The following is an 18,699-nucleotide window of genomic DNA, read 5'->3' as shown; positions in this document are numbered from 1 at the left end:
TGCGAAGCGGCATGCCCGCCCTGCGCGCTGCGATAATTCTGCGCTGTTGATAATCGGTAAGGGGCGGCGGACACGTAAGGCGCTCCCTTCCGGCAGTTCGTCGCCTCGATCACACTGGCGCACAACTTGTATCTAAAAGTCCTAGCCACGATGCCCGTCGTGGACGGCTCATAAGATACCGATTGACTCTATAAGCTAGGCTCGCAAAGATCGCCTATCTTATGAGCGAGTCGGAGGGTTCAAGATGACTAGGGTTTGCTATCTGCGGGTATCGGGCGATGCCCAAAGCGTCGAAGCGCAGCGCAATGCCCTTGGCGGCGACTTTGCCAAGGAATTCGTCGACGAAGGCGTGTCGGGCGCGATTCCTGCCGCTGATCGACCGGGCTTCGCTGCCTTGTTGGCATACGTCCGCGAAGGCGACACCGTCTGCATTAGTGCAATCGACAGGTTAGGGCGTGACGCGCTCGATATTCAGGCGACCATCCGGTTCCTGATATCGAAGGGCGTGACCGTTGACGTTCTCGGGTTGGGGCCAATCGGCAAGGGCGTTGGTGAATTAATTGTAGCAGTGCTTGCGCAGCTAGCAGACTTAGAGCGCGCAAGGATTAAGGAGCGGTGCGACGCGGGGCGCGACGCAGCTAGGGCTGCCTTGGCGGCTACAGGGCGCACGCATCGAGGCAAGGTTAGCCTTGGGCGCCCGTTTGCTGCTGACGCTGCCGAAGTTCGTAGGTGGCGTAACGAAAATGGAGCCAGCATAGCGGTAACGGCGCAGCGGTTCGCGTTGTCGACCGCTACGGTGAAGCGGTACTGCGCTGCATCCTGAAACTACCACATTACCGTCTCTGTATCTTAATCTCTCGGCCTTGGTTCTGCCTTGGCGCGGTGCGCCGCGTCTAAATCAACCGCATCCGATACCGACATTTGATCTATCCCGCACGAAGGTAACGCCGTCCGATCAGGGCCTGAAGAACCTCCTGCTGCACGCGAGACATAATGGTTGACATAGACTCTTGGTATTTCAGCATTTGCTCTGGTTTCGGATCCATTAAGGTGTCGCCATGCGCTATCGAGTTTCTCACATGTAATAAACTATCTATGACGGCTCTATGCTCTTCGACAAAATCTAAAGAAAGGCCAACAGCATACAGATTACGCTTGAGAACTATTGCATTCAAATTCGACTTTGCATCGACTACCTTTTCCGAGATCGACACGACTTTGGAGGCAAGCGTGCTCTCGTAAGAAGATACGAAGGCCTGTTGCCTGGCTAAACGATGAACATCAACGTCATTAGCGAGTTCTTTCCTAAATATCGTATGTTTTTTCGATTCATTGCGTAGCGCTTCAAATATATCCGTCATTGAAGCCGCTACCAACGGTATAGAAGCATCACTTGATGCGATGTTGTATGAGTTAATCGCGGCCAAATAAGCTGTTAAAGCAAATTTACAGAACCCTTCGAAATGCGAATAGCTGACGACGATAATGCAGCGCCTCAATGCCTTGCGCTCCTCCTCCGGCTCCGCCGATGCAAGGTATCGCTCTAGTAATCGTATTTCGCTTTCACGCGATTGCCGATCAAGTTCGATATCTCGCGAGACATCGTCAACCGAACGCATGTTCGAGCCGCTCTTGTGCAAAGCTAATACGATCACGCAGAGGGCCAGGGGAGTTGCGGCCTCCACCGGATGTAATACGCATGAACTCCGCATCCAGCTTTATCGATCGGAGTGTGTCCCTAAGAAGGTCCATTTGGCTCTTATCACTTGCATCAAGTTTATCGATAACGCCTTGCAGACCAATCGTAATAGCTTCAAAATGATATATACTAAATCCAGAACTAAGATCATCTTTTCGCTTATTCGCAAAGGAGAATGAAAATTCACCAAGCGAGGCTGCGAGAACCTCAAATGTCTTTTCAAACTGCGCCTTCTCGACAGCGAAATCAAATGGCTCGAGGATCGTCGGATCGGCGACCCTTTCCATGTAATCCGTCAGAAACTCCGAGACCTCATGCTTAAATTTTTCTCGAACATTTTTTAAAGCAAAGAAGCGAAGAACTAACTCTTGGTCAAAGGCGGTAAGCTTCCGTTCTTGTGTTAACGCCGTAGTGCATGTTTTGAACGAGTCAATCTGGCTTAAATCGATCAAAAAGTTGGGAAAGTGATTATCTAGCATTCTGATCGAGGCATTACGAACTTGTTGATCAGACAAAATTTCACCGCCCGTGTTAAGCCTCTTAAACATATGATACTTAAAACGCGGATCGGTTTCCTTCCGTATTACCTCCATCCTGATGAAGGCTCGCTTTAATCTAATCTGCAACGATGTTGGAAGATCCTCATAACTAAGGCCGTTTAGTTCCAACACCATATCGCAATCACTCAGCACAAGCTTTTGGCCAAGACGCACTGGAGGATCAAGATGGGCGGCTTCAAGCTGACCACGAAGATGCAGATAAGAAGAGATTCGTTGCAATCCGTCAATCAACTGGTATCTGCCGTCATCCTCCTCGATAACGAATATTGGCGGAACTGGCATTTCAAGCAATAATGACTCGATAAACCGAGATTGTTGACCCTCTGTCCAGCGAAAAAGCCGCTGGTAGTCAGGAGAGACTTCTAATTCTCCATCTCTTGCCATATCGAGAATTTCATTAAGCGAAACATCTAACGCCCGCGTTGAAGCCTGCTTTAAGCTTGCGCCGATAGCAGCAATAATATCTACGGCACTGGCCATATTAATCGCCCTTTCTGAAGACAATAACAGACTCGACCGGCCTCTTGTGCTCTCGATAAATCGTGGAACTTGAGTTGATTCCACTCATGGAGCGCACAGAATTGAAGTCTTTTTGATCAATCTGCGAAAGCCCTACTTGGGCTGCCATTTCTGTAATAATCAACGGCAGAGGATTATGAACATCCTTGTAATAAGAATCTTGTACAATCAAAACCGCAACAGCATCTTTCTTTAGTCGAGATGAAATCGATCCCATGGATTTGGCCATTTTATCGAAATAGTCTAAATGATTTTTGTAGTAATACGATCGGGATGCTTTAGATGTATGGTCTCTCACCTTTTTGAGAAAGCCGATACATTCTGAACCCCAAGCTTTTCGTGGAGAAGGCTCATCACGCGGAACTTTTGTTGTACCGATCATCGCTCGGCTCAGATCGTTTACGTCAATTGCAAGCCAGGGGCCAACGATCGCCAACTCTATTCTAGTGGAGGCGGCATAGTCGATCCGCGTGCAATATGGCGGCGAAGTTAAAACAAAGTCGAATAGCCGATCCGTATGATGGCTATTTGCGGTATCGCCCATATACAACGAAACGTGTCCGCGCTCTTGAAACTGCATCGTAGGTACGCTTACGAGAGCGTCCTTCATAGAAGTAACAAGAGCAAGGAATGTTCGATTTAGATCATCGCGAGTAATCGAAATCCGGGAGTTTCCGGCAAGTTCGCGTCTATACCAAGTCGGATTCGAGGATTGCAGTTCGGAGAGTTTCGACCGGCATAGATGAAAAAGACTGACATACAGGCTTGCAGCCAGGCCGCTCATTTTTTGCAGCAGACTCGAGGGAGCGAGCCTCACGGTGTCGGAACTGACCAAATGGCTCCGAATAGCGTGATCAAGTGCGCGCAACCTCGCCGTTGTCGGCGCATCGAACCACAGGGCTAATGGATCGTCCTGTCTGGCCTTAACCCTCGATCGTGCCGCAGCCTCAATCACCCGGCTTGCTACAGGGACGAGGCTGTCCGCTTCGCTGACGGGTAGCAATCGGGCGCGCGCGACGATCAGCATGACAGCGTTAATATCGCCGCCAACTGCATTCAAACCTAACGATGACGCGGCATACGTGGTTGTGCCACTTCCATTCCAAGGGTCCCATACCACCGCCTCACGATCGAGAGTTGCGCTGGCTATCAGTTCACTCGCGAAGCGATCTGGAAAACCAGCATAATACGGGAAGAAGCCGCTCCAACCGCGCTTGGCGGAGGCGTCACGCTTCGGAGACTCAATTCGTAAGGTTGTCATGGCACCCGAAAGTAGACTGCTCGGCGGTAAGTCGCTGGTTCCCACTGTTGTTTGACACGATGCCGCTTGGCAATCTCGAAGTCCACCTAGTTCAACGAAGTTGGGCGGAATGTTGGTCTACGGGGCGCAAGTCACAAAAAAAGCCCCTCTTTCGAGGGGCTTATAAACACCGCTGGCGGAGACGGAGGGATTCGAACCCTCGGTACAGTTTCCCGTACGACGCTTTAGCAAAGCGTTGGTTTCAGCCACTCACCCACGTCTCCGGATGCGGCGGATGCGGGGCTATAGCGAGGGTCGGCGGGGGGATCAACCGGGGTTTCGCGTCTCTTGTCGACTCGCTTCGTCGGCGAAATCGATTCGCTTCGTCGCAGCGTTCATTGCCGGGCAATCCGGGCGGGCGGATAGAGGGCGCCGGCAAGGGGGGAGTAGCTGTCGATGACCGGGGTCCAGAAATTTGCGCATCTTGTGGCGCTTGTCGCGCTGGCGGCAGGCCCGATGACGACGCAGGCGCAGGTGCGCACGATCGATCCCAACAGCGCAATCGACGCCGATCTGGCCCCGCGCGCGAATCAGACGCGCACGACGCCGGCACCGACGACGCCGCCCTACACGCCCCCCGTCGACACGTACGTCCCCTCGCCATCGACCGACCCCGCCCCCGCCGGCGACACGACGCGCAGCAACGGGACCGACCCGATGGCCGATCGCACCAGCGCCGCGGAGGCGAGCGGTACCTACAAGCGCGAGGACGTGCTGAGCGCAGCCGAGGGCGTATTCGGCAAGGGCGCGCAGGGGCTGGCCGGTATGGTCGAGAAGGTACTGAAGGATCAGGGCGAGCCCAACGCATATATCGCCGGACGCGAAGCGAGCGGCGCGTTCGTCGTGGGCGTGCGCTACGGATCGGGGGTGATGACCCACCGCGTGGAGGGCAATCGTCAGGTGTATTGGACCGGACCGTCGCTCGGCTTCGACGTCGGCGGCGATGCGAGCAAGGTGTTCGTGCTCGTCTACAACCTCTACGATACGCAGGACCTGTTCCACCGTTTTCCGGCGGGCGAGGGTCGCGTGTTCTTCGTCGGTGGTTTCGCCGCGACCTATCTGCGGCGCGGTAACACGGTCGTGATCCCGATCCGGCTCGGCGTCGGTTGGCGACTGGGCGCCAACGTTGGCTACATGCGCTTCAGCGAGAAATCGCGCTGGCTGCCGTTCTGATGGCCTAGAGCGTGATGACACGGTTTGACCCGTCGTGATTGCCCTGCGGTGGGCTTCGTTACGATGGGCAAAACCATGTCATCGCGCTCTAGCCGAACCAGTGGCGCGCACCGCCGCGTCGCAGGCCGATGGTGGCGGCCGCGGCGATCACCGCGGCCGCGAGCAGCGCGGCAAGCGCGACCACCGACGCCTGCTGACCGCCGGCTGCGTAGATCGCCGACACCGCCCATAGAAAGACGATCGCATAGGGCGGACAGCCGCGCCCCCTGAAAAGTGCCGCTGCGCCGATCAGTCCGGCAATAACCAGTACCGCCGCGGAGATGACCGGCGTCGCCGCGCCCCCCTCCACGCCGTGGAAGCGCAAGGATGCGGCGATGTTGACCGTGGTCGCGACGGTCAGCCAGCTTGCCAACGCCGTCAGCGGAAGCACCGCGCACCAGCGCTCGCCGGCGGTGAACGGCTGCGACCACGCGACGAAGCGGCGATAGGCGGTCAGCAGGCAGACGAGCGTGAAAGCGATGATCACGACCGAGATCGCACTGAGCCCGAACAGCTGCGTGTAAAGCGCCCATACGGCGTTGCCGGCAAAGGCGCCGGCCGCGGGCAGCCGAACCTGGTCGAGCAGGTGATTGCGACGCTGCGCCGGCAAAGCCTGGAACACGGCGAAGACGAGCGAGCCGGTGTAGAGCGCTCCCCAAATCGAGAATGCCCAGCCGGCCGGCGTGATCAGGGTGCGCACCGCATCCGACTGCGACCCGATCGGCGCCCCGATGCCGAACAGCGGCAAGATGGGCGTGAGGATCTGGAGGATCGCGAAAACGATCGGCGCAATCCAGTTTCCAGACCCTGCGGACGATGCGGCGAGCGGGCGTGCGGCGGTGGTCATCCCCCGCCAACTCGCATCGCGGCGTTTCGTTTCCGGTACGCCGCCGCGCCGACCTTACACGAACGCCGGCGCCCTGCGCAGGTGCTGATACGCCTCCACCACGGCTTGCAACGCGCTTTCATGGGCGCGGTCGCCGCCGTTGCGGTCAGGGTGGAACTTGCGGACGAGTTCGGAATAACGGGTTCGCAGCGCGTGGCGGTCGGCGTCCGGGGCGAGACCCAGCACCTTCAACGCGCGGCGATCGTCGCCCGACAAGGGCTTGCCGTCGGCCCGGCCGCGCGCTTCCGCCATCTTTTCCTTGAACCGCGCGCCGATCGCATCGAGCGGATCGTGGAAGTCGGACCATTTCGGTGGCCGGTCGGCGCCCGAACTGGCGAAGGCGCGCGTTTCCCGCTCCCAGCCGGCATAGGGGCGTTGCGCCGCGTGGATTTCGTCCGCGCTCATGCCGGTGAAGAAATTATACCCGGCATTGAAGGCGCGGACATGGTCGAGGCACAGCCAGCGATAAGCGCCCGGCCCGTCGGCGCTCGCGCCGATGCCGATCGGCGCGCGGAACTCTCCGGGCTGGTCGCAGCCGGGCTCGGCGCACAGGCGGCCGTTCGCTTCGACTCGTCCGTGAAACCGCGCTTTCGGCCGTTCCCGCCGCGGTTCGTCGTCGGCCACTCCCAACCCTTCCGAAAAACGGTCTATATAGGCACCATGACGACCACCGCTACCGCCCCGCTCGCTGACATCATCGCCGACCGCCTGACGCAATCGCTCAGCCCGTCGCATCTCGTCGTGACCAACGACAGCCACCTCCACGCCGGCCATTTGGGGGATGATGGGACGGGCGAAAGCCATTTCTCGGTCGAGATCGAAAGCGCGGCTTTCGCCGGATTGAACCGCGTCGCGCGCCAGCGGTTGGTCAATCACGCTCTCGCCGACCTGCTCGCCCAACGCATCCACGCGCTGGCCATCCGTGCGCGAGCACCGGGAGACGCATGAATGGCGTATAATCTGTGGTATTGGCCCGGCATCCAGGGACGCGGCGAATTCGTGCGGCTGGCGCTGGAAGCGGCCGGTATCGACTATCGCGACTGCGCGCGGGAACTGGGCGCAGAGGCGCTGATGCAGGACATGGCGTCACGCGGGCCGCGTGGACCGTTCGCGCCGCCCTATCTGGAGATCGGCGGCCATGTGATCGCACAGGTCGCGACGATCCTGGCGTGGCTGGGGACTCACGACGGGCTGGCGCCGACGAGTCTGGCCGACCGCTATTGGACACACCAGTTGCAGCTGACGATCGCCGACATGGTCGCCGAGGTGCATAACGTCCATCATCCGGTCGCGATGTCGGCCTATTACGAAGACCAGAAGCCCGAGGCCGCCCGCGCGGCCGCGCAGTTCCGCGACGAGCGGATGCCGAAATTCCTGGCGCATTTCGATGCCGCCGCAGCGGATGGCGGCGAATGGGTTATCGACGGACGCTGGACCTATCTCGATACGTCGCTGTTCCAGCTGATCGAGGGACTGCGGTACATGTTCCCGCGCCGGATGGCGACGATCGAGAGCGATTATCCGAACCTGGTCCGCATTCATGGCCAGGTTAGGGACCTGCCGGGGATTCGCGCCTATCTGAAAAGCGACCGCCGGCTGCCGTTCAACGAAAACGGCATTTTCCGCCATTATCCGGAGCTAGATGCCGCATGACCAACGAAGATCTGTTCGACATCGTCCTGACGCCGGTCACCCACGACCTGGGGGGCTTCAAGGTGCACCGCACGCTGCCGGCCAAGTCGCGGACGATGGTGGGGCCGTTCCTGTTCTTCGACCAGATGGGGCCGGCGATCCTCGATGCCGGGACGGGCATCGACGTGCGGCCGCACCCGCACATCAATCTGGCGACCGTCACCTATCTGTTCGGCGGAGCGATCGACCATCGCGACTCACTGGGGACGAAGGCGCGAATCGAGCCGGGTGCGGTCAATCTGATGACCGCGGGGCATGGCATCGTCCATTCCGAACGCTCGCCGGGTGACGAGCGCGCGAAGGGCCCCGAGCTATCGGGTATCCAGACCTGGATCGCGCTGCCCGAATCGGTCGAGGAGATGGACCCGGCGTTCGAACATATCACCAAGGCGCAACTGCCGGTCGTCGAGGACGGCTGCGCGACCGCCCGCGTCATCATGGGGTCGCTGTGGGGCCACCGCGCACCGACCACGACCTATGCCGGGACGATCTACGCCGACATCCTGCTCGCGCCAGGCGGGTCCATCCCGATCGACGCGGATGCCGACGAACGCGCGCTCTATCTGTGCGATGGCGATGCGCGCGTCGAAGGCATGCCGCTCGACCGGACGAACCTCTATGTCCTGCGCCCCGGCGTCGCAGCGACGCTGACCAGCGAGCGTGGCGCGCGTGTCATGCTGTGCGGTGGTGAGGCGATGACGCCGCGGCATGTCTGGTGGAATTTCGTGTCGTCCAGCCGCGAACGGATCAACGAAGCGAAGCGCGCATGGAAAGCGGGCGAGTTTCCGATCGTGCCGGGGGATGCGGAGGAATTCATTCCGATCCCGGAAGTGCCGAAAACGGTGAGCTACCCCTGATCAACCATCGGCGGGGCCCGCGACGGCAGGCATCGAGCGTCGCTCAGGAATGTGAGACTCACGGGATCCGGCCAGAATGGCTTCCCGCCGTCGGGGTCCTCGCAAGGTGATGCTTTGTGGGGTTCCCGCTCGCGGCAATGACGAAAGGAGAGGTTCGCGTGCCTGACGATCTTCATTCCATCCCCCTCCCCACCGGCGTCACGCTGGCGGTGGCGGTTGCAGGCGATCCGGCAAACCCGCCCGTTATCCTGCTCCACGGCTTTCCCGAATCTCATCGAACCTGGCGGGAGATCATCCCCGACCTCGCCCGCGACCATTTCGTCATCGCGCCCGATCAGCGCGGCTTTGCCGGGTCTTCCAAGCCCGAGGATGTCGCCAACTACAGCGCCGATAAAATTCTTGGCGACCTGATCGCGCTCGCCGATCACTTTGCGATCGACCGCTTTACCCTGGTCGGGCACGATTGGGGCGGCGCTATCGCGTGGATGGCGGCGCTCGGGCGGCCTGATCGCGTCGCCCGGCTGGTGATCGTCAACGCGCCGCACCCGCTCGTCTTCCAGCGCAGCCTGTTCGACGATGCCGAACAGCGCGCGGCGAGCCAGTACATCACCGCGTTCCGCTCGCCCGGTATCGAGGCCTATGTCGAGAGCATCGGTATCGACGGTTTCTTCGACAAGAGCTTCGCGCCCCACGTCGATATGACCAAGGTGTCGGATGCCGAGCGGCAACGCTACATCGACGACTGGTCGGGGCCGGGCGCGCTGACCGCGATGCTCAACTGGTATCGCGCCAGCGCGATCGTCGTGCCGGCGCCAGGCGACACGCCGGAGCGCCCCGCCTTTCTCGACGCCCCCTTCCCGCCGGTAACGCAGCCGACCCTCGTCATCTGGGGCCTGCGCGACACGGCGCTGCGGCCGGTGCAGCTTGAGGGCCTCGACGCGCTGGTTCCTGACCTGACGATCACGAAGGTCGACGCCGGGCATTTCGTGCCGTGGGAAAATGCGCCAGCCGTGATCGCGGCGATGCGGGCGTGGGGTATCTAGGCTCCGCCCCCACCACCGTCATTCCCGCGAAGGCGGGAATCCATTCTGGCTGAACGCGGAGGGACCCTCATCGTTCAGCGACTATGAATTCCCGCCTTCGCGGGAATGACGATCGATAGCTGTCACTCGCTCAAACCGGTGCGACACCACTCAGCACATAGTCCCCCGCGGGCTGCGGAGCCGCGAACCCTTCGATCCAGGCGCCGTGCGCATGGGCATGTGCGACGATCTCCATCCCCCGATCGCCCGGCCAGCCGCGGACGCGGACTTCGTGCGCGGCAAGGTCGCGGTTGGGTTCGAGCATGACCCAGCCGAACGGGCGCTTTGCCGTCGCACGGGCGCCGGCCGCATGCATCGCATCGCGAATGCGTCTCTGGCGCTCAGGCCCGAGATATTGCCAGACGACCGAATGCAGCACGACGCGGGCGACGCCGTCCGCCTGCGGCTCCGCCAGCCGCTCTTCCAGCCAATCGGCGGCGTCGCAGCGATCGAGCCGCACGCCGCGGTCGCGCACCATCGCGATGGCACGGTCCAGCCGCGCCTGACGCTCGGTCGCGTCGATCCAGACATAGGCGGCCAGACGCGTCGCCGCAGCCGGGTCGGTCAGGTCGATCGGCGCGACATCGACACCGCGCACCGAAACGATCTCGACCGGCACATTAGGTGGCGGCGGACCGCGCCATGCCGGTTGCAACGATATCGGTGATTCGGGTCCGACCCGCACGCCGCCCAGATTGAAACGGTAGCGGTCGATCAGCAGGTTGAGCCCGGCGCTCGACCCGAGTTCCAGCAGCTCAATGCGGGGGCCGAAGCGCTGGGCAAAATGGATCAGCCCCGTCATCAGCGCCGCCGAACGACCGGGCTCATTGGTCTGCGGCGGGCCGCTCAGCCAGGGCAGGAGTGCCGCATCATGCTCGACCAGCGCCGCGCGCAAGCGTTCCGCATCGCCGTCGAACCCCACGGCGATTCCCGCCCGGTGCAGTGCATGCAGACCACCCACCAGCCGCAACGGCAGTGCGTCGGCGATCGGGTCACCCGGCCAGTCGAGCACCGCACGGCCTATCGCCGTCGTGCGGTCCAGCGCGTCGGCCAGCCCACGTGCGACCGCCGCCGTCAGCGGCGCGGCCATCACCTCGCAGAAATCCGCCTGGCGTCGAAACGCCGTCCTCACGCGTTCGTCGTTGCTCATGGGCCAATTGCGCCCCTTCCCCGCCCTGAGTAAAGCCCGCCCATCATGGCCGATCCGATCGTCATCGCCGTCCCCAAGGGACGCATTCTCGAAGAAGCGCTGCCGCTGCTCGCGCGCGCCGGGATCGAGCCCGAGCCTGCGTTCCGCGACGAGAACAGCCGCGCGCTGCGCTTCTCGACCAACCGGAGCGACATCGACCTGATCCGCGTCCGCGCGTTCGACGTCGCGACCTTCGTCGCGCATGGCGCCGCGCAGCTGGGCATCGTCGGATCGGACGTGCTGATGGAGTTCGACTATTCGGAGCTGTACGCCCCCGTGGACCTGGGCATCGGCCATTGCCGTCTGTCGGTCGCCGAACCCGCCGCGATGGCCGAGCGCGACGATCCGCGCGGGTGGAGCCATGTGCGCATCGCGACCAAATATCCCAACGTCACCAAGACCCATTTCGCGCGGCGCGACGTGGGCGCGGAATGCGTGAAGCTCAATGGCGCGATGGAGCTGGCGCCGGTGCTGGGCCTCGCGCCGCGGATCGTCGACCTGGTCTCGTCGGGGCGCACGCTGAAGGAGAACGGCCTGGTCGAGGTCGAAGTGATCGCCGAGGTCACCAGCCGCCTGATCGTCAACCGCGCGGCGTTCAAAACCCGTGCCGAAGTCGTGCCGCTGGTCGATGCGTTCCGCCGGGCGGTGCAGCCCAAGACCACGGCGGAGGTTACCGCGCCAACCCAACCGGCGCCCCTGCCCGCCCCCGATGTGGACGCGTTCTGACATGCTGAGGCTCTCCACCACCGACCCGCGTTTCGACGCCGATTTCGCCGCACTGGTCAACGCCCGGCGCGAAGCCGACGCCGATGTCGCGCGCGACGTGCAGACGATCGTCCGCGCCGTCCGCGACGAAGGCGATGCTGCGGTCGCCGCCTATACCAAGCGCCTCGACGGGCATGACCTGGCCGAGACGGGCTGGCGGATCGAACGCGCTGAATTGCTCGCTGCGTTCGAGGGGCTGGCACCCGAGTTGCGGGCGGCGCTCGAACTCGCGGCCGAACGGATCGCCACCTATCATTCGAAGCAGGTGCCGGCAGACCGCGACGAGACCGACGGCGCGGGCGTGCGGCTGGGTGCGCGGTGGCGTCCGGTCGATGCGGCGGGGGTCTATGTTCCGGGAGGGCGCGCGGCCTATCCCAGTTCGGTGCTGATGAACGCGCTGCCGGCCAAGGCGGCGGGCGTCGAGCGGCTGGTAATGGTCACGCCGACGCCCAAGGGCCAGGTCAACCCGCTGGTGCTGGCCGCCGCGCATCTGGCCGGGGTGGACGAGGTCTGGCGGATCGGTGGCGCGCAGGCGATCGCCGCGCTCGCCTATGGCACACAGCGCATCAAGCCGGTCGATGTCGTCACCGGCCCCGGCAACGCCTGGGTCGCGGAAGCCAAGCGCCAGCTGTACGGCGTCGTTGGCATCGACATGGTCGCGGGGCCAAGCGAAATCGTCGTGATCGCCGATGGTGCGAACGATCCCGAATGGATCGCGGCCGACCTGCTCAGCCAGAGCGAGCACGACCCGACCAGCCAGTCGATCCTGTTCACCGACGACGCGCTGTTCGCCGATGCGGTGGCGGATGCGGTCGATCGCCAGATCGGCGAGCTGTCGACCCGCGACGTCGCGCGTCAGGCGTGGGATGCGAACGGGGCGATCATCGTCGTCGGCACGCTCGACGAGGCGCTGCCGCTGGTCGACCGGTTGGCGCCCGAACATCTCGAGATCGCCTGCGACGCCGATGTGGCCGAAAGCCTGTTCGATCGCGTGCGGCATGCCGGATCGGTCTTCCTCGGCCGGCACACGCCCGAGGCGGTCGGCGATTATGTCGCGGGGCCGAATCATGTGCTCCCGACCGGGCGACGGGCGCGGTTCTCATCGGGACTATCAGTGCTCGATTTCATGAAGCGCACCAGCTTCCTGGCATGCGATGCGACGTCGCTTGCGGCGATCGGCTCGGCGGCGGTGGCGCTGGCGCAGGCCGAAGGGCTGCCGGCGCATGCGAAGTCGGTCGCGTTGCGCTTGCAGGCCTAACCTATCCCCGTTTCGCGAGCGTCCGGCACGCGACGTGGACCTTTGCACGCAGGACGCGTAGGGAGCCGCCCGTCATGACCAATCATTCGAACTCCCGGACCCGCGCGCGATCGACCGCGCGGGCGGCCGCCCGCCTCGGCGCGGTGCAGGCGCTGTACCAGCAGGACATGGAAGGCACGCCACTTCGTCAGTTGCTCACCGAGTTCCACCAGCATCGGCTGGGCGCGGTGATCGAGGACGTCGAATATGCCGACGCCGATCCCGATTTCTTCGACGACATCGTGAGCGGAGTCGATGCGCGCCGCGAGGAGATCGACCGGCTGATCGCGGGCAAGCTGTCGACCGGCTGGAGCCTGGAGCGGCTCGACAAGCCGATGCGCGGCATCCTTCGCGCCGGCACCTATGAACTGCTCGCCCGCCACGACGTGCCGACCGCGGCGGTGATCAGCGAATATCTCGACGTCGCCGATGCCTTCTACGACAGGCGGGAAAAGGGGTTCGTGAACGGCCTGCTCGACGCGGTGGCGAAGGACGTGCGCCGATAATCGACGCTCAGGGGCGGGTTCGGACGATCGCCGCCGCCCCGGCCAGGACCGCCGCATCCTCGATGAAGCCGGTCTTGGTCTGGCCCTTGTAATTGATCGCGATCGCCCGCGCGTACCAACCGGGAAAGGACGCCACGAGCGCGGTCAGGCCGCCCACCGCGGCACCCCGCCAGCGATCCTTTCGCGACGACAGCGCCGCCCCCGCGATGGCGGCCGTGGTGAAGCGGCCGATCAGCCCGACGGGCACGATCCGGTCGGGCGCGGTGGGTTGCTTGTCCCCGGCCATCTCGCCGATCGCCAACGCCAGCGTGCCCGCAGCGACCACCGGATTGGCGAGCAGCTTTGGCGCGCCATTATTCTCGGCAAGTTCCCCGCGGGCCGCCGCAATCGACACCGCGGCAAGCGGCGTCATCGCGCGCTGGCCGCCGACAAGGCCCATGAGGAAAGGTGCAAGCATAACGGACCTCCGAACAGGAATGTGTCCGGTCAACGCGGGGACGCCCTATCGGCTCCCCCCGCCGTTCGCCCCGACATACACCTTATCGCGCTAGCGTCGGAAACGCCGCTCTGAACGCCGCGACCTTGGGCTTGTCCCACCGCACGATATAGCCATGCGTCGGGTTCTTTCGCGCGAAATCCTGATGATAGGCCTCGGCCGGGAAGAATTGCCCGCTCTCGATCTTGGTCGCGATCGGCTTGCCGAACGCCTTGATGCCGCCGAGCTGACGGATATATGCCGCCGCAACCGCGCGCTGCTCGGGCGTCTGCGGGAAGATGGCGGAGCGATAGCTCGGGCCCGAATCGGGGTACTGACCATCGACCTGCGTCGGATCGTGCGCGACCGAGAAATAGACGCGCAGCAGCGTACCATAGCTGACGACGCGCGGGTCGTAGGTGATCTTCACCGCCTCGGCATGACGGGTGCGCTCGGTCGAGACATCGGCGTAATTCGCCGTCGCTCGCGTGCCCCCGGCATAGCCCGACGTCACGTCGCGCACCCCCTTCACGTCTTGGAATACGGCTTCCATGCCCCAGAAGCATCCGCCGGCAAGGACGGCCGTCTGCAGCCCGGATTTGGCCGTGACATCCTGAGCCGGCGCGGGGATGCGCACCGCCTTTTCGGCCTGGCCGGGGGTTGCCAGAACGGCGGCACCGGCCGCGATCGCAATGATGGGAAGGAGAAAAGCTTTCATGCCACCATATCCGTCTGGGGGTCTTGACCCCTGGCAGCGGAAAAATATGCCTTATCGGTGCGACACGGTAGCCGCATGCGCCGAAGGGATAACCTGTTCGTCGGCGTGAACCGCCGCGACCGACACCATCGCCACCGCGCCGAACGCGAAGCCGCCAAGGAACAGGCGGAGGAAACTGGGCTTGGTCTTGGTCGACATGACGAACATCCTTGGGCGACGCCCGTCCCTCATGGCGCCGAGTGAAATTTTTCCGCTGACGAGGACCGTCAGATCGGTAGCGACACGCCCCGACGCAAGGACCCTTGCGCCAGACGCCCTGAACGGCCCCTGATAGGGTCGTTCAGCTTTGCGTTAGGTTAACGATGGAGCGTGTCAGCGAAGCGCCGCGCACGCCTCCTGGATACGGCGGCAGGCCTCGGTCAACGCAGCCTCCGAGGTGGCGTAGCTGATGCGCATCGCCGGGCTGAGCCCGAACGCCGCGCCATGGACCGCGGCAACACGCGCGTCGTCGAGGAAATAGCCGATCAGATCCTCGTCGGTCTCGATCTTCTTGCCCTTGGGCGTGGTCTTGCCAATCGTCCCCGACACGTCGGGATAGACGTAGAAGGCGCCTTCGGGCTTCGGGCAGACGATCCCCTCGGCCTGGTTCAGCATGTCGACGACCAGATCGCGGCGCGTCTGGAAGGCGGCGGCCCGCTCCTTCAGGAAATCCTGCGGACCGGTCAGTGCGGCCATCGCGGCGGCCTGGGCGATCGAACAGGGGTTGCTGGTCGACTGCGACTGGAGCTTCGCCATCGCCTTGATCAGCCACGGCGCACCGGCGGCGAAGCCGATCCGCCACCCGGTCATCGCATAGGCCTTGGAGCAGCCGTTCACGGTCAGCGTTCGCTCGTACAGGTTCGGGCAGACCTCCGCGATCGTGCGGAAGCGGAAGCCGTCATAGACGATGTGTTCGTACATATCGTCGGCGAACACCCACACGTGCGGATGGCGTTCCAGCACCTCGCCCAGCGCCTTCAGCTCGGCTTCGCTGTATGCGGCGCCGGTCGGGTTCGACGGCGAATTGAGCACGACCCACTTGGTCTTGGGCGTGATCGCCGCTTCGAGCTGTTCGGGGCGCAGCTTGTAGCCTTGATCGGCGCCCGCCGCGACGAACACCGGCGTACCGCCCGCGAACTGGATGACGTCCGGGTAACTGACCCAATAGGGTGCCGGCACGATCACTTCGTCGCCCGCATCGATCGTCGCGACGAAGGCGTTGAACAGCGTGTGCTTGCCGCCGACGTTCACGCTGATCTGATCGGGCGTGTAGGTCAGGTTGTTGTCGCGCGCGAACTTGGCGACGATCGCCGCCTTCAGCTCGGGCGTGCCGTCGACATTGGTATATTTGGTCTTGCCGTCGCGGATCGCCTGGATCGCCGCCTCTTTCACGAAGTCCGGCGTGTCGAAATCGGGCTCGCCTGCGCCGAGGCCGATCACGTCGATCCCTGCGCGCTTCAGCTCGAACACACGGCTCGTCATGGCGAGCGTGGCGGAAGGCTGGATGCGACCGAGCGCGGCGGAGGGCTGCATGGAACGTGTCCGATTGTGATTGGCGGTGCGCGCCCCTTACTCCTGCGGACGCTCTTTTCGCAATCGCAACATTTGTTACCGGTTAGGGCCTGAACGGGATCAGGCCCTTGGCGTCGCCAGGATGGCGATCGCGCCGCTTGGTGACAGCAGCAGCTGCACCTGAGCGGCCTCCCGCAGGCGAAAGGTCGCCGCCTGCAGTTCGTTGCGCACGCCGTGCCGGTCGAAGGGATAGCCGAGCGCCGTCGCCTGATCCTTCATCGCGGACAGATGCTCCTCCAGCGCGTCGAGCCCGATCATCGGGTCGAACGCCATGACGGCGGTCAGGTCGGGGGGCGTGTCGCTCATCGCAGGACGCATGGCCTGCGCGGCGGCGTCGGGCAAGCCCGTTGCCGCCCGCGCGATCCGCATCTACGCTCGCGACCTGCAAATTTACCGGAGACGCCACCCGATGCGCCTGCTCGCCGCCACCGCCCTGACCGCCACGCTGCTGGCGTCCCCCGCCATGGCGCAGATCGCCAAGCCGGCAGCGATCACCGCCGACGGCGTGCCCCCCCTGCCCGTCAGCCTTGCCGAGGCGCTGCGCCCATACGCCGAAAGCCGCGGTGCCTCGCCGGTCGCGTGGGATCCGGTCGACCGGTCGCTGATCATCACGACACGCTTCGCCAACGTGAACCAGCTGCACCGCGTCGCCGGCCCGATGATGGACCGCCGACAGATCACGTTCGAGACGGACCGGACGAGCAGCGCGGTCTTCTCGCCGTCGGGCGACGTGATGGTGGTGCAGAAGGACGTCGGCGGCGGTGAGTTCTTCCAGCTCTACACGCTGAAGGACGGGCGCCTGTCGCTGCTGACCGACGGCAAGAGCCGCAACGGCTTCGGCGCCTTTTCGAGCGATGGCACACTGATCGGCTATACCTCGACCAAGCGGACCGGGGCGGACAACGACTTGTACGTCATGGACCCGCGCAATCCCGGATCGGCGCGGATGGTGGCTGCGGTCAAGGGCGGCGGCTGGGGTTTCGTCGACTTCCTGCCCGGCAACACCCACGCGATCGTCGGCAATTATACCTCGGTGCAGAAGAGCGACCTGTACGACTTGGACCTCGCAAGCGGGAAACTGACCCCGCTCAGCGACCTCGCCAAGCCGGTCGCCTATGGCGGCGCGCAGGTCGCGCCAGACGGTACCTTGTGGGTGCTGAGCGACGAGGGTTCGGACTTCCAGCGACTGGGCATCCTGAAGGGCGGCGTGTTCACCGCCGTCGCGCCCGAGCCCAGGTGGGACGTCGAGGAATTCAAGCTGTCGAAGGATGGCAGCTTCATCGCCTATATCGTCAACGAAGCCGGCATCAGCCGGCTGAAACTGCTCGACACCAAGACGCGGCGGGTCCGTGCGGTACCGCTTCCCGCCGGCGTCGCCGGCGGACTGGAGATCGCGCCCTGGGGCGCGGTCGCCTTCGGCTTCAGCGGGCCGAAGGTGTCGGGCGACGCGATGGTCGTCGACCCGGCGACGCTGAAGGTGACGCAGTGGACCGCGAGCGAAACCGGCGGGCTCGATCCGAAACAGAACGTCGATGCCGAACTGGTGACGGTGAAGAGCTTCGATGGAGAATCCGTATCGGGCTTCCTCTTCCGCCCCGACCCGACGAAATTTCCGGGCAAGCGACCGCTGATCATCGACATCCATGGCGGTCCGGAAGGCCAGTCGACGCCGGGCTATCGCGGGGCGGCGAATTATTATCTCAACACGCTGGGCATCGCGCTGTTCTATCCGAACGTCCGCGGGTCGACGGGTTACGGCAAGCGCTTCGTCAGCCTCGACAACGGGCCGTTCAAGCGCGAGGATTCGGTGAAGGACATCGGCGCCTTCCTCGATCATTTCGCGAAGGACGGTGCAATCGACGCGAGCAAGGTCGGGGTGCAGGGCGGCAGCTATGGCGGGTACATGTGCTATGCCAGCGCCATCCGCTACGGCGCGCGGCTGAAGGGCGCGAACTGCATCGTCGCCATCTCGAACTTCGTGACGTTCCTGGAGAACACGCAAGGCTATCGCCGCGACCTGCGCCGCGTCGAATATGGTGACGAGCGTGTGCCGGAACAGAAGGCCAAGCTGATCGAAATCTCGCCGATGACGCGCGTCGCCGAACTCAAGATCCCGCTGATGGTGGTGACGGGCGCCAACGACCCGCGCGTGCCGGCGAGCGAAGCCGACCAGATCGTCAAGGCGGTGCGCGCGAACGGCGGCACCGCCTGGCACATCCTGGCCGCCGACGAAGGCCATGGGTACGCCAAGAAGGAAAACCGCGACTATCAGAACTATGCGACGTTGCAGTTCTGGCAGACCAACCTGCTGGGGAGCCCGGCGAAGTGAGC

At 63.3% G+C, this 18,699-nt stretch carries 21 protein-coding genes and 1 tRNA gene; 10 read left to right on the top strand and 12 right to left on the bottom strand.

Going from position 1 to position 18,699, the window contains the following annotated elements:
* Positions 1-244 precede the first annotated feature (244 nt).
* Complete coding sequence (locus tag JW805_01375) at positions 245-823, top strand: recombinase family protein (protein ID MBN2970666.1); 579 nt, start codon at positions 245-247, stop codon at positions 821-823.
* Between the two features lie 103 nt (positions 824-926).
* On the opposite strand, the gene JW805_01370 is transcribed toward JW805_01375, so the two are convergent.
* From JW805_01370 to JW805_01355, 4 genes are all read right to left on the bottom strand, one after another.
* Positions 927-1,619 carry a hypothetical protein gene (locus JW805_01370; protein MBN2970665.1) on the bottom strand — a complete coding sequence of 231 codons (693 nt, stop codon included), beginning with the start codon at positions 1,617-1,619 and terminating at the stop codon, positions 927-929.
* The gene (locus tag JW805_01365) at positions 1,606-2,739 is read right to left on the bottom strand and encodes a DUF262 domain-containing protein (GenBank protein ID MBN2970664.1); all 1,134 of its coding nucleotides are present in this window, start codon (positions 2,737-2,739) and stop codon (positions 1,606-1,608) included. Before JW805_01365 ends, JW805_01370 begins: the two co-directional genes overlap by 14 nt.
* Before the next feature lies 1 nt (position 2,740).
* A complete protein-coding gene (locus tag JW805_01360; GenBank protein ID MBN2970663.1) occupies positions 2,741-4,084 on the bottom strand; it encodes a site-specific DNA-methyltransferase in 1,344 nt (447 codons plus the stop codon).
* Between the two features lie 128 nt (positions 4,085-4,212).
* Positions 4,213-4,302 (bottom strand) — tRNA-Ser (locus tag JW805_01355).
* 172 nt (positions 4,303-4,474) lie between these two features.
* Between JW805_01355 and JW805_01350 the strand changes: the two genes are divergently transcribed.
* Positions 4,475-5,251 (top strand): DUF1134 domain-containing protein, encoded by a 777-nt coding sequence (locus JW805_01350; GenBank protein ID MBN2970662.1) that lies wholly within the window; start codon positions 4,475-4,477, stop codon positions 5,249-5,251.
* A gap of 88 nt (positions 5,252-5,339) precedes the next feature.
* Here JW805_01350 and JW805_01345 read toward each other — a convergent pair whose 3' ends face one another.
* Positions 5,340-6,137, bottom strand: a complete 798-nt coding sequence (locus tag JW805_01345; GenBank protein MBN2970661.1) for a hypothetical protein — start codon at positions 6,135-6,137, stop codon at positions 5,340-5,342.
* Positions 6,138-6,191: 54 nt separating this feature from the next.
* Positions 6,192-6,800, bottom strand: coding sequence for a J domain-containing protein (locus JW805_01340; GenBank protein MBN2970660.1), 609 nt, complete (start codon positions 6,798-6,800; stop codon positions 6,192-6,194).
* 36 nt (positions 6,801-6,836) lie between these two features.
* Here JW805_01340 and JW805_01335 point away from each other — a divergent pair, with 36 nt between their 5' ends.
* The 4 genes from JW805_01335 to JW805_01320 all read left to right on the top strand — a co-directional run bounded on the left by JW805_01335 (position 6,837) and on the right by JW805_01320 (position 9,768).
* Positions 6,837-7,124 carry a BolA family transcriptional regulator gene (locus JW805_01335; GenBank protein MBN2970659.1) on the top strand — a complete coding sequence of 96 codons (288 nt, stop codon included), beginning with the start codon at positions 6,837-6,839 and terminating at the stop codon, positions 7,122-7,124.
* Positions 7,125-7,829, top strand: coding sequence for a glutathione S-transferase (locus tag JW805_01330; GenBank protein MBN2970658.1), 705 nt, complete (start codon positions 7,125-7,127; stop codon positions 7,827-7,829).
* Positions 7,826-8,725, top strand: coding sequence for a pirin family protein (locus JW805_01325; protein MBN2970657.1), 900 nt, complete (start codon positions 7,826-7,828; stop codon positions 8,723-8,725). Before JW805_01330 ends, JW805_01325 begins: the two co-directional genes overlap by 4 nt.
* 158 nt (positions 8,726-8,883) lie before the next feature.
* Positions 8,884-9,768 carry an alpha/beta hydrolase gene (locus tag JW805_01320; protein MBN2970656.1) on the top strand — a complete coding sequence of 295 codons (885 nt, stop codon included), beginning with the start codon at positions 8,884-8,886 and terminating at the stop codon, positions 9,766-9,768.
* 130 nt (positions 9,769-9,898) lie between these two features.
* Here JW805_01320 and JW805_01315 read toward each other — a convergent pair whose 3' ends face one another.
* The gene (locus JW805_01315; protein ID MBN2970655.1) at positions 9,899-10,957 is read right to left on the bottom strand and encodes a DUF2332 domain-containing protein; all 1,059 of its coding nucleotides are present in this window, start codon (positions 10,955-10,957) and stop codon (positions 9,899-9,901) included.
* 45 nt (positions 10,958-11,002) lie between these two features.
* On the opposite strand from JW805_01315, the gene JW805_01310 reads away from it, so the two are divergent.
* From JW805_01310 to nusB, 3 genes are all read left to right on the top strand, one after another.
* Positions 11,003-11,722, top strand: a complete 720-nt coding sequence (locus tag JW805_01310) for an ATP phosphoribosyltransferase (protein MBN2970654.1) — start codon at positions 11,003-11,005, stop codon at positions 11,720-11,722.
* A gap of 1 nt (position 11,723) precedes the next feature.
* Complete coding sequence (gene hisD / locus JW805_01305) at positions 11,724-13,019, top strand: histidinol dehydrogenase (GenBank protein ID MBN2970653.1); 1,296 nt, start codon at positions 11,724-11,726, stop codon at positions 13,017-13,019.
* A gap of 74 nt (positions 13,020-13,093) precedes the next feature.
* Positions 13,094-13,564: a transcription antitermination factor NusB gene (gene nusB / locus JW805_01300; GenBank protein ID MBN2970652.1), complete on the top strand. Its 471-nt coding sequence runs from the start codon at positions 13,094-13,096 to the stop codon at positions 13,562-13,564.
* Between the two features lie 7 nt (positions 13,565-13,571).
* On the opposite strand, the gene JW805_01295 is transcribed toward nusB, so the two are convergent.
* From JW805_01295 to JW805_01275, 5 genes are all read right to left on the bottom strand, one after another.
* On the bottom strand, positions 13,572-14,021 hold the full coding sequence (locus JW805_01295) for a DUF4126 family protein (GenBank protein MBN2970651.1): 450 nt from the start codon (positions 14,019-14,021) through the stop codon (positions 13,572-13,574).
* An 82-nt stretch (positions 14,022-14,103) separates the two neighbouring features.
* Positions 14,104-14,757, bottom strand: coding sequence for a peptide-methionine (S)-S-oxide reductase MsrA (gene msrA / locus JW805_01290; GenBank protein ID MBN2970650.1), 654 nt, complete (start codon positions 14,755-14,757; stop codon positions 14,104-14,106).
* A gap of 51 nt (positions 14,758-14,808) precedes the next feature.
* Positions 14,809-14,955, bottom strand: a complete 147-nt coding sequence (locus JW805_01285) for a hypothetical protein (GenBank protein ID MBN2970649.1) — start codon at positions 14,953-14,955, stop codon at positions 14,809-14,811.
* 174 nt (positions 14,956-15,129) lie between these two features.
* Complete coding sequence (locus tag JW805_01280; GenBank protein ID MBN2970648.1) at positions 15,130-16,329, bottom strand: pyridoxal phosphate-dependent aminotransferase; 1,200 nt, start codon at positions 16,327-16,329, stop codon at positions 15,130-15,132.
* Between the two features lie 99 nt (positions 16,330-16,428).
* Complete coding sequence (locus JW805_01275) at positions 16,429-16,674, bottom strand: hypothetical protein (GenBank protein ID MBN2970647.1); 246 nt, start codon at positions 16,672-16,674, stop codon at positions 16,429-16,431.
* On the opposite strand from JW805_01275, the gene JW805_01270 reads away from it, so the two are divergent.
* On the top strand, positions 16,664-18,697 hold the full coding sequence (locus JW805_01270; protein MBN2970646.1) for a S9 family peptidase: 2,034 nt from the start codon (positions 16,664-16,666) through the stop codon (positions 18,695-18,697). The two genes, JW805_01275 and JW805_01270, sit on opposite strands and share 11 nt — an antisense overlap.
* Positions 18,698-18,699: the final 2 nt, after the last annotated feature.

The sequence above is a fragment of the Roseomonas aeriglobus genome (assembly GCA_016937575.1).
Taxonomy (GTDB): domain Bacteria; phylum Pseudomonadota; class Alphaproteobacteria; order Sphingomonadales; family Sphingomonadaceae; genus Sphingomonas; species Sphingomonas aerigloba.
Note: the sequence above shows the minus strand (reverse complement) of the source record. Positions and strands in the feature narration are given on the sequence as shown.

Bases quoted from the DNA above. Each gene is read 5' to 3' on its own strand.
- hisD (MBN2970653.1), top strand. From the start codon at position 11,724: ATGCTGAGGCTCTCCACCACCGACCCGCGTTTCGACGCCGATTTCGCC.
- JW805_01325 (MBN2970657.1), top strand. From the start codon at position 7,826: ATGACCAACGAAGATCTGTTCGACATCGTCCTGACGCCGGTCACCCAC.
- JW805_01345 (MBN2970661.1), bottom strand. From the start codon at position 6,137: ATGACCACCGCCGCACGCCCGCTCGCCGCATCGTCCGCAGGGTCTGGA.
- JW805_01370 (MBN2970665.1), bottom strand. From the start codon at position 1,619: ATGCGTTCGGTTGACGATGTCTCGCGAGATATCGAACTTGATCGGCAA.
- JW805_01275 (MBN2970647.1), bottom strand. From the start codon at position 16,674: ATGAGCGACACGCCCCCCGACCTGACCGCCGTCATGGCGTTCGACCCG.
- JW805_01280 (MBN2970648.1), bottom strand. From the start codon at position 16,329: ATGCAGCCCTCCGCCGCGCTCGGTCGCATCCAGCCTTCCGCCACGCTC.
- JW805_01310 (MBN2970654.1), top strand. From the start codon at position 11,003: ATGGCCGATCCGATCGTCATCGCCGTCCCCAAGGGACGCATTCTCGAA.
- JW805_01315 (MBN2970655.1), bottom strand. From the start codon at position 10,957: ATGAGCAACGACGAACGCGTGAGGACGGCGTTTCGACGCCAGGCGGAT.
- JW805_01365 (MBN2970664.1), bottom strand. From the start codon at position 2,739: ATGGCCAGTGCCGTAGATATTATTGCTGCTATCGGCGCAAGCTTAAAG.
- JW805_01285 (MBN2970649.1), bottom strand. From the start codon at position 14,955: ATGTCGACCAAGACCAAGCCCAGTTTCCTCCGCCTGTTCCTTGGCGGC.
- JW805_01330 (MBN2970658.1), top strand. From the start codon at position 7,125: ATGGCGTATAATCTGTGGTATTGGCCCGGCATCCAGGGACGCGGCGAA.
- JW805_01375 (MBN2970666.1), top strand. From the start codon at position 245: ATGACTAGGGTTTGCTATCTGCGGGTATCGGGCGATGCCCAAAGCGTC.
- msrA (MBN2970650.1), bottom strand. From the start codon at position 14,757: ATGAAAGCTTTTCTCCTTCCCATCATTGCGATCGCGGCCGGTGCCGCC.
- nusB (MBN2970652.1), top strand. From the start codon at position 13,094: ATGACCAATCATTCGAACTCCCGGACCCGCGCGCGATCGACCGCGCGG.
- JW805_01350 (MBN2970662.1), top strand. From the start codon at position 4,475: ATGACCGGGGTCCAGAAATTTGCGCATCTTGTGGCGCTTGTCGCGCTG.
- JW805_01335 (MBN2970659.1), top strand. From the start codon at position 6,837: ATGACGACCACCGCTACCGCCCCGCTCGCTGACATCATCGCCGACCGC.
- JW805_01295 (MBN2970651.1), bottom strand. From the start codon at position 14,021: ATGCTTGCACCTTTCCTCATGGGCCTTGTCGGCGGCCAGCGCGCGATG.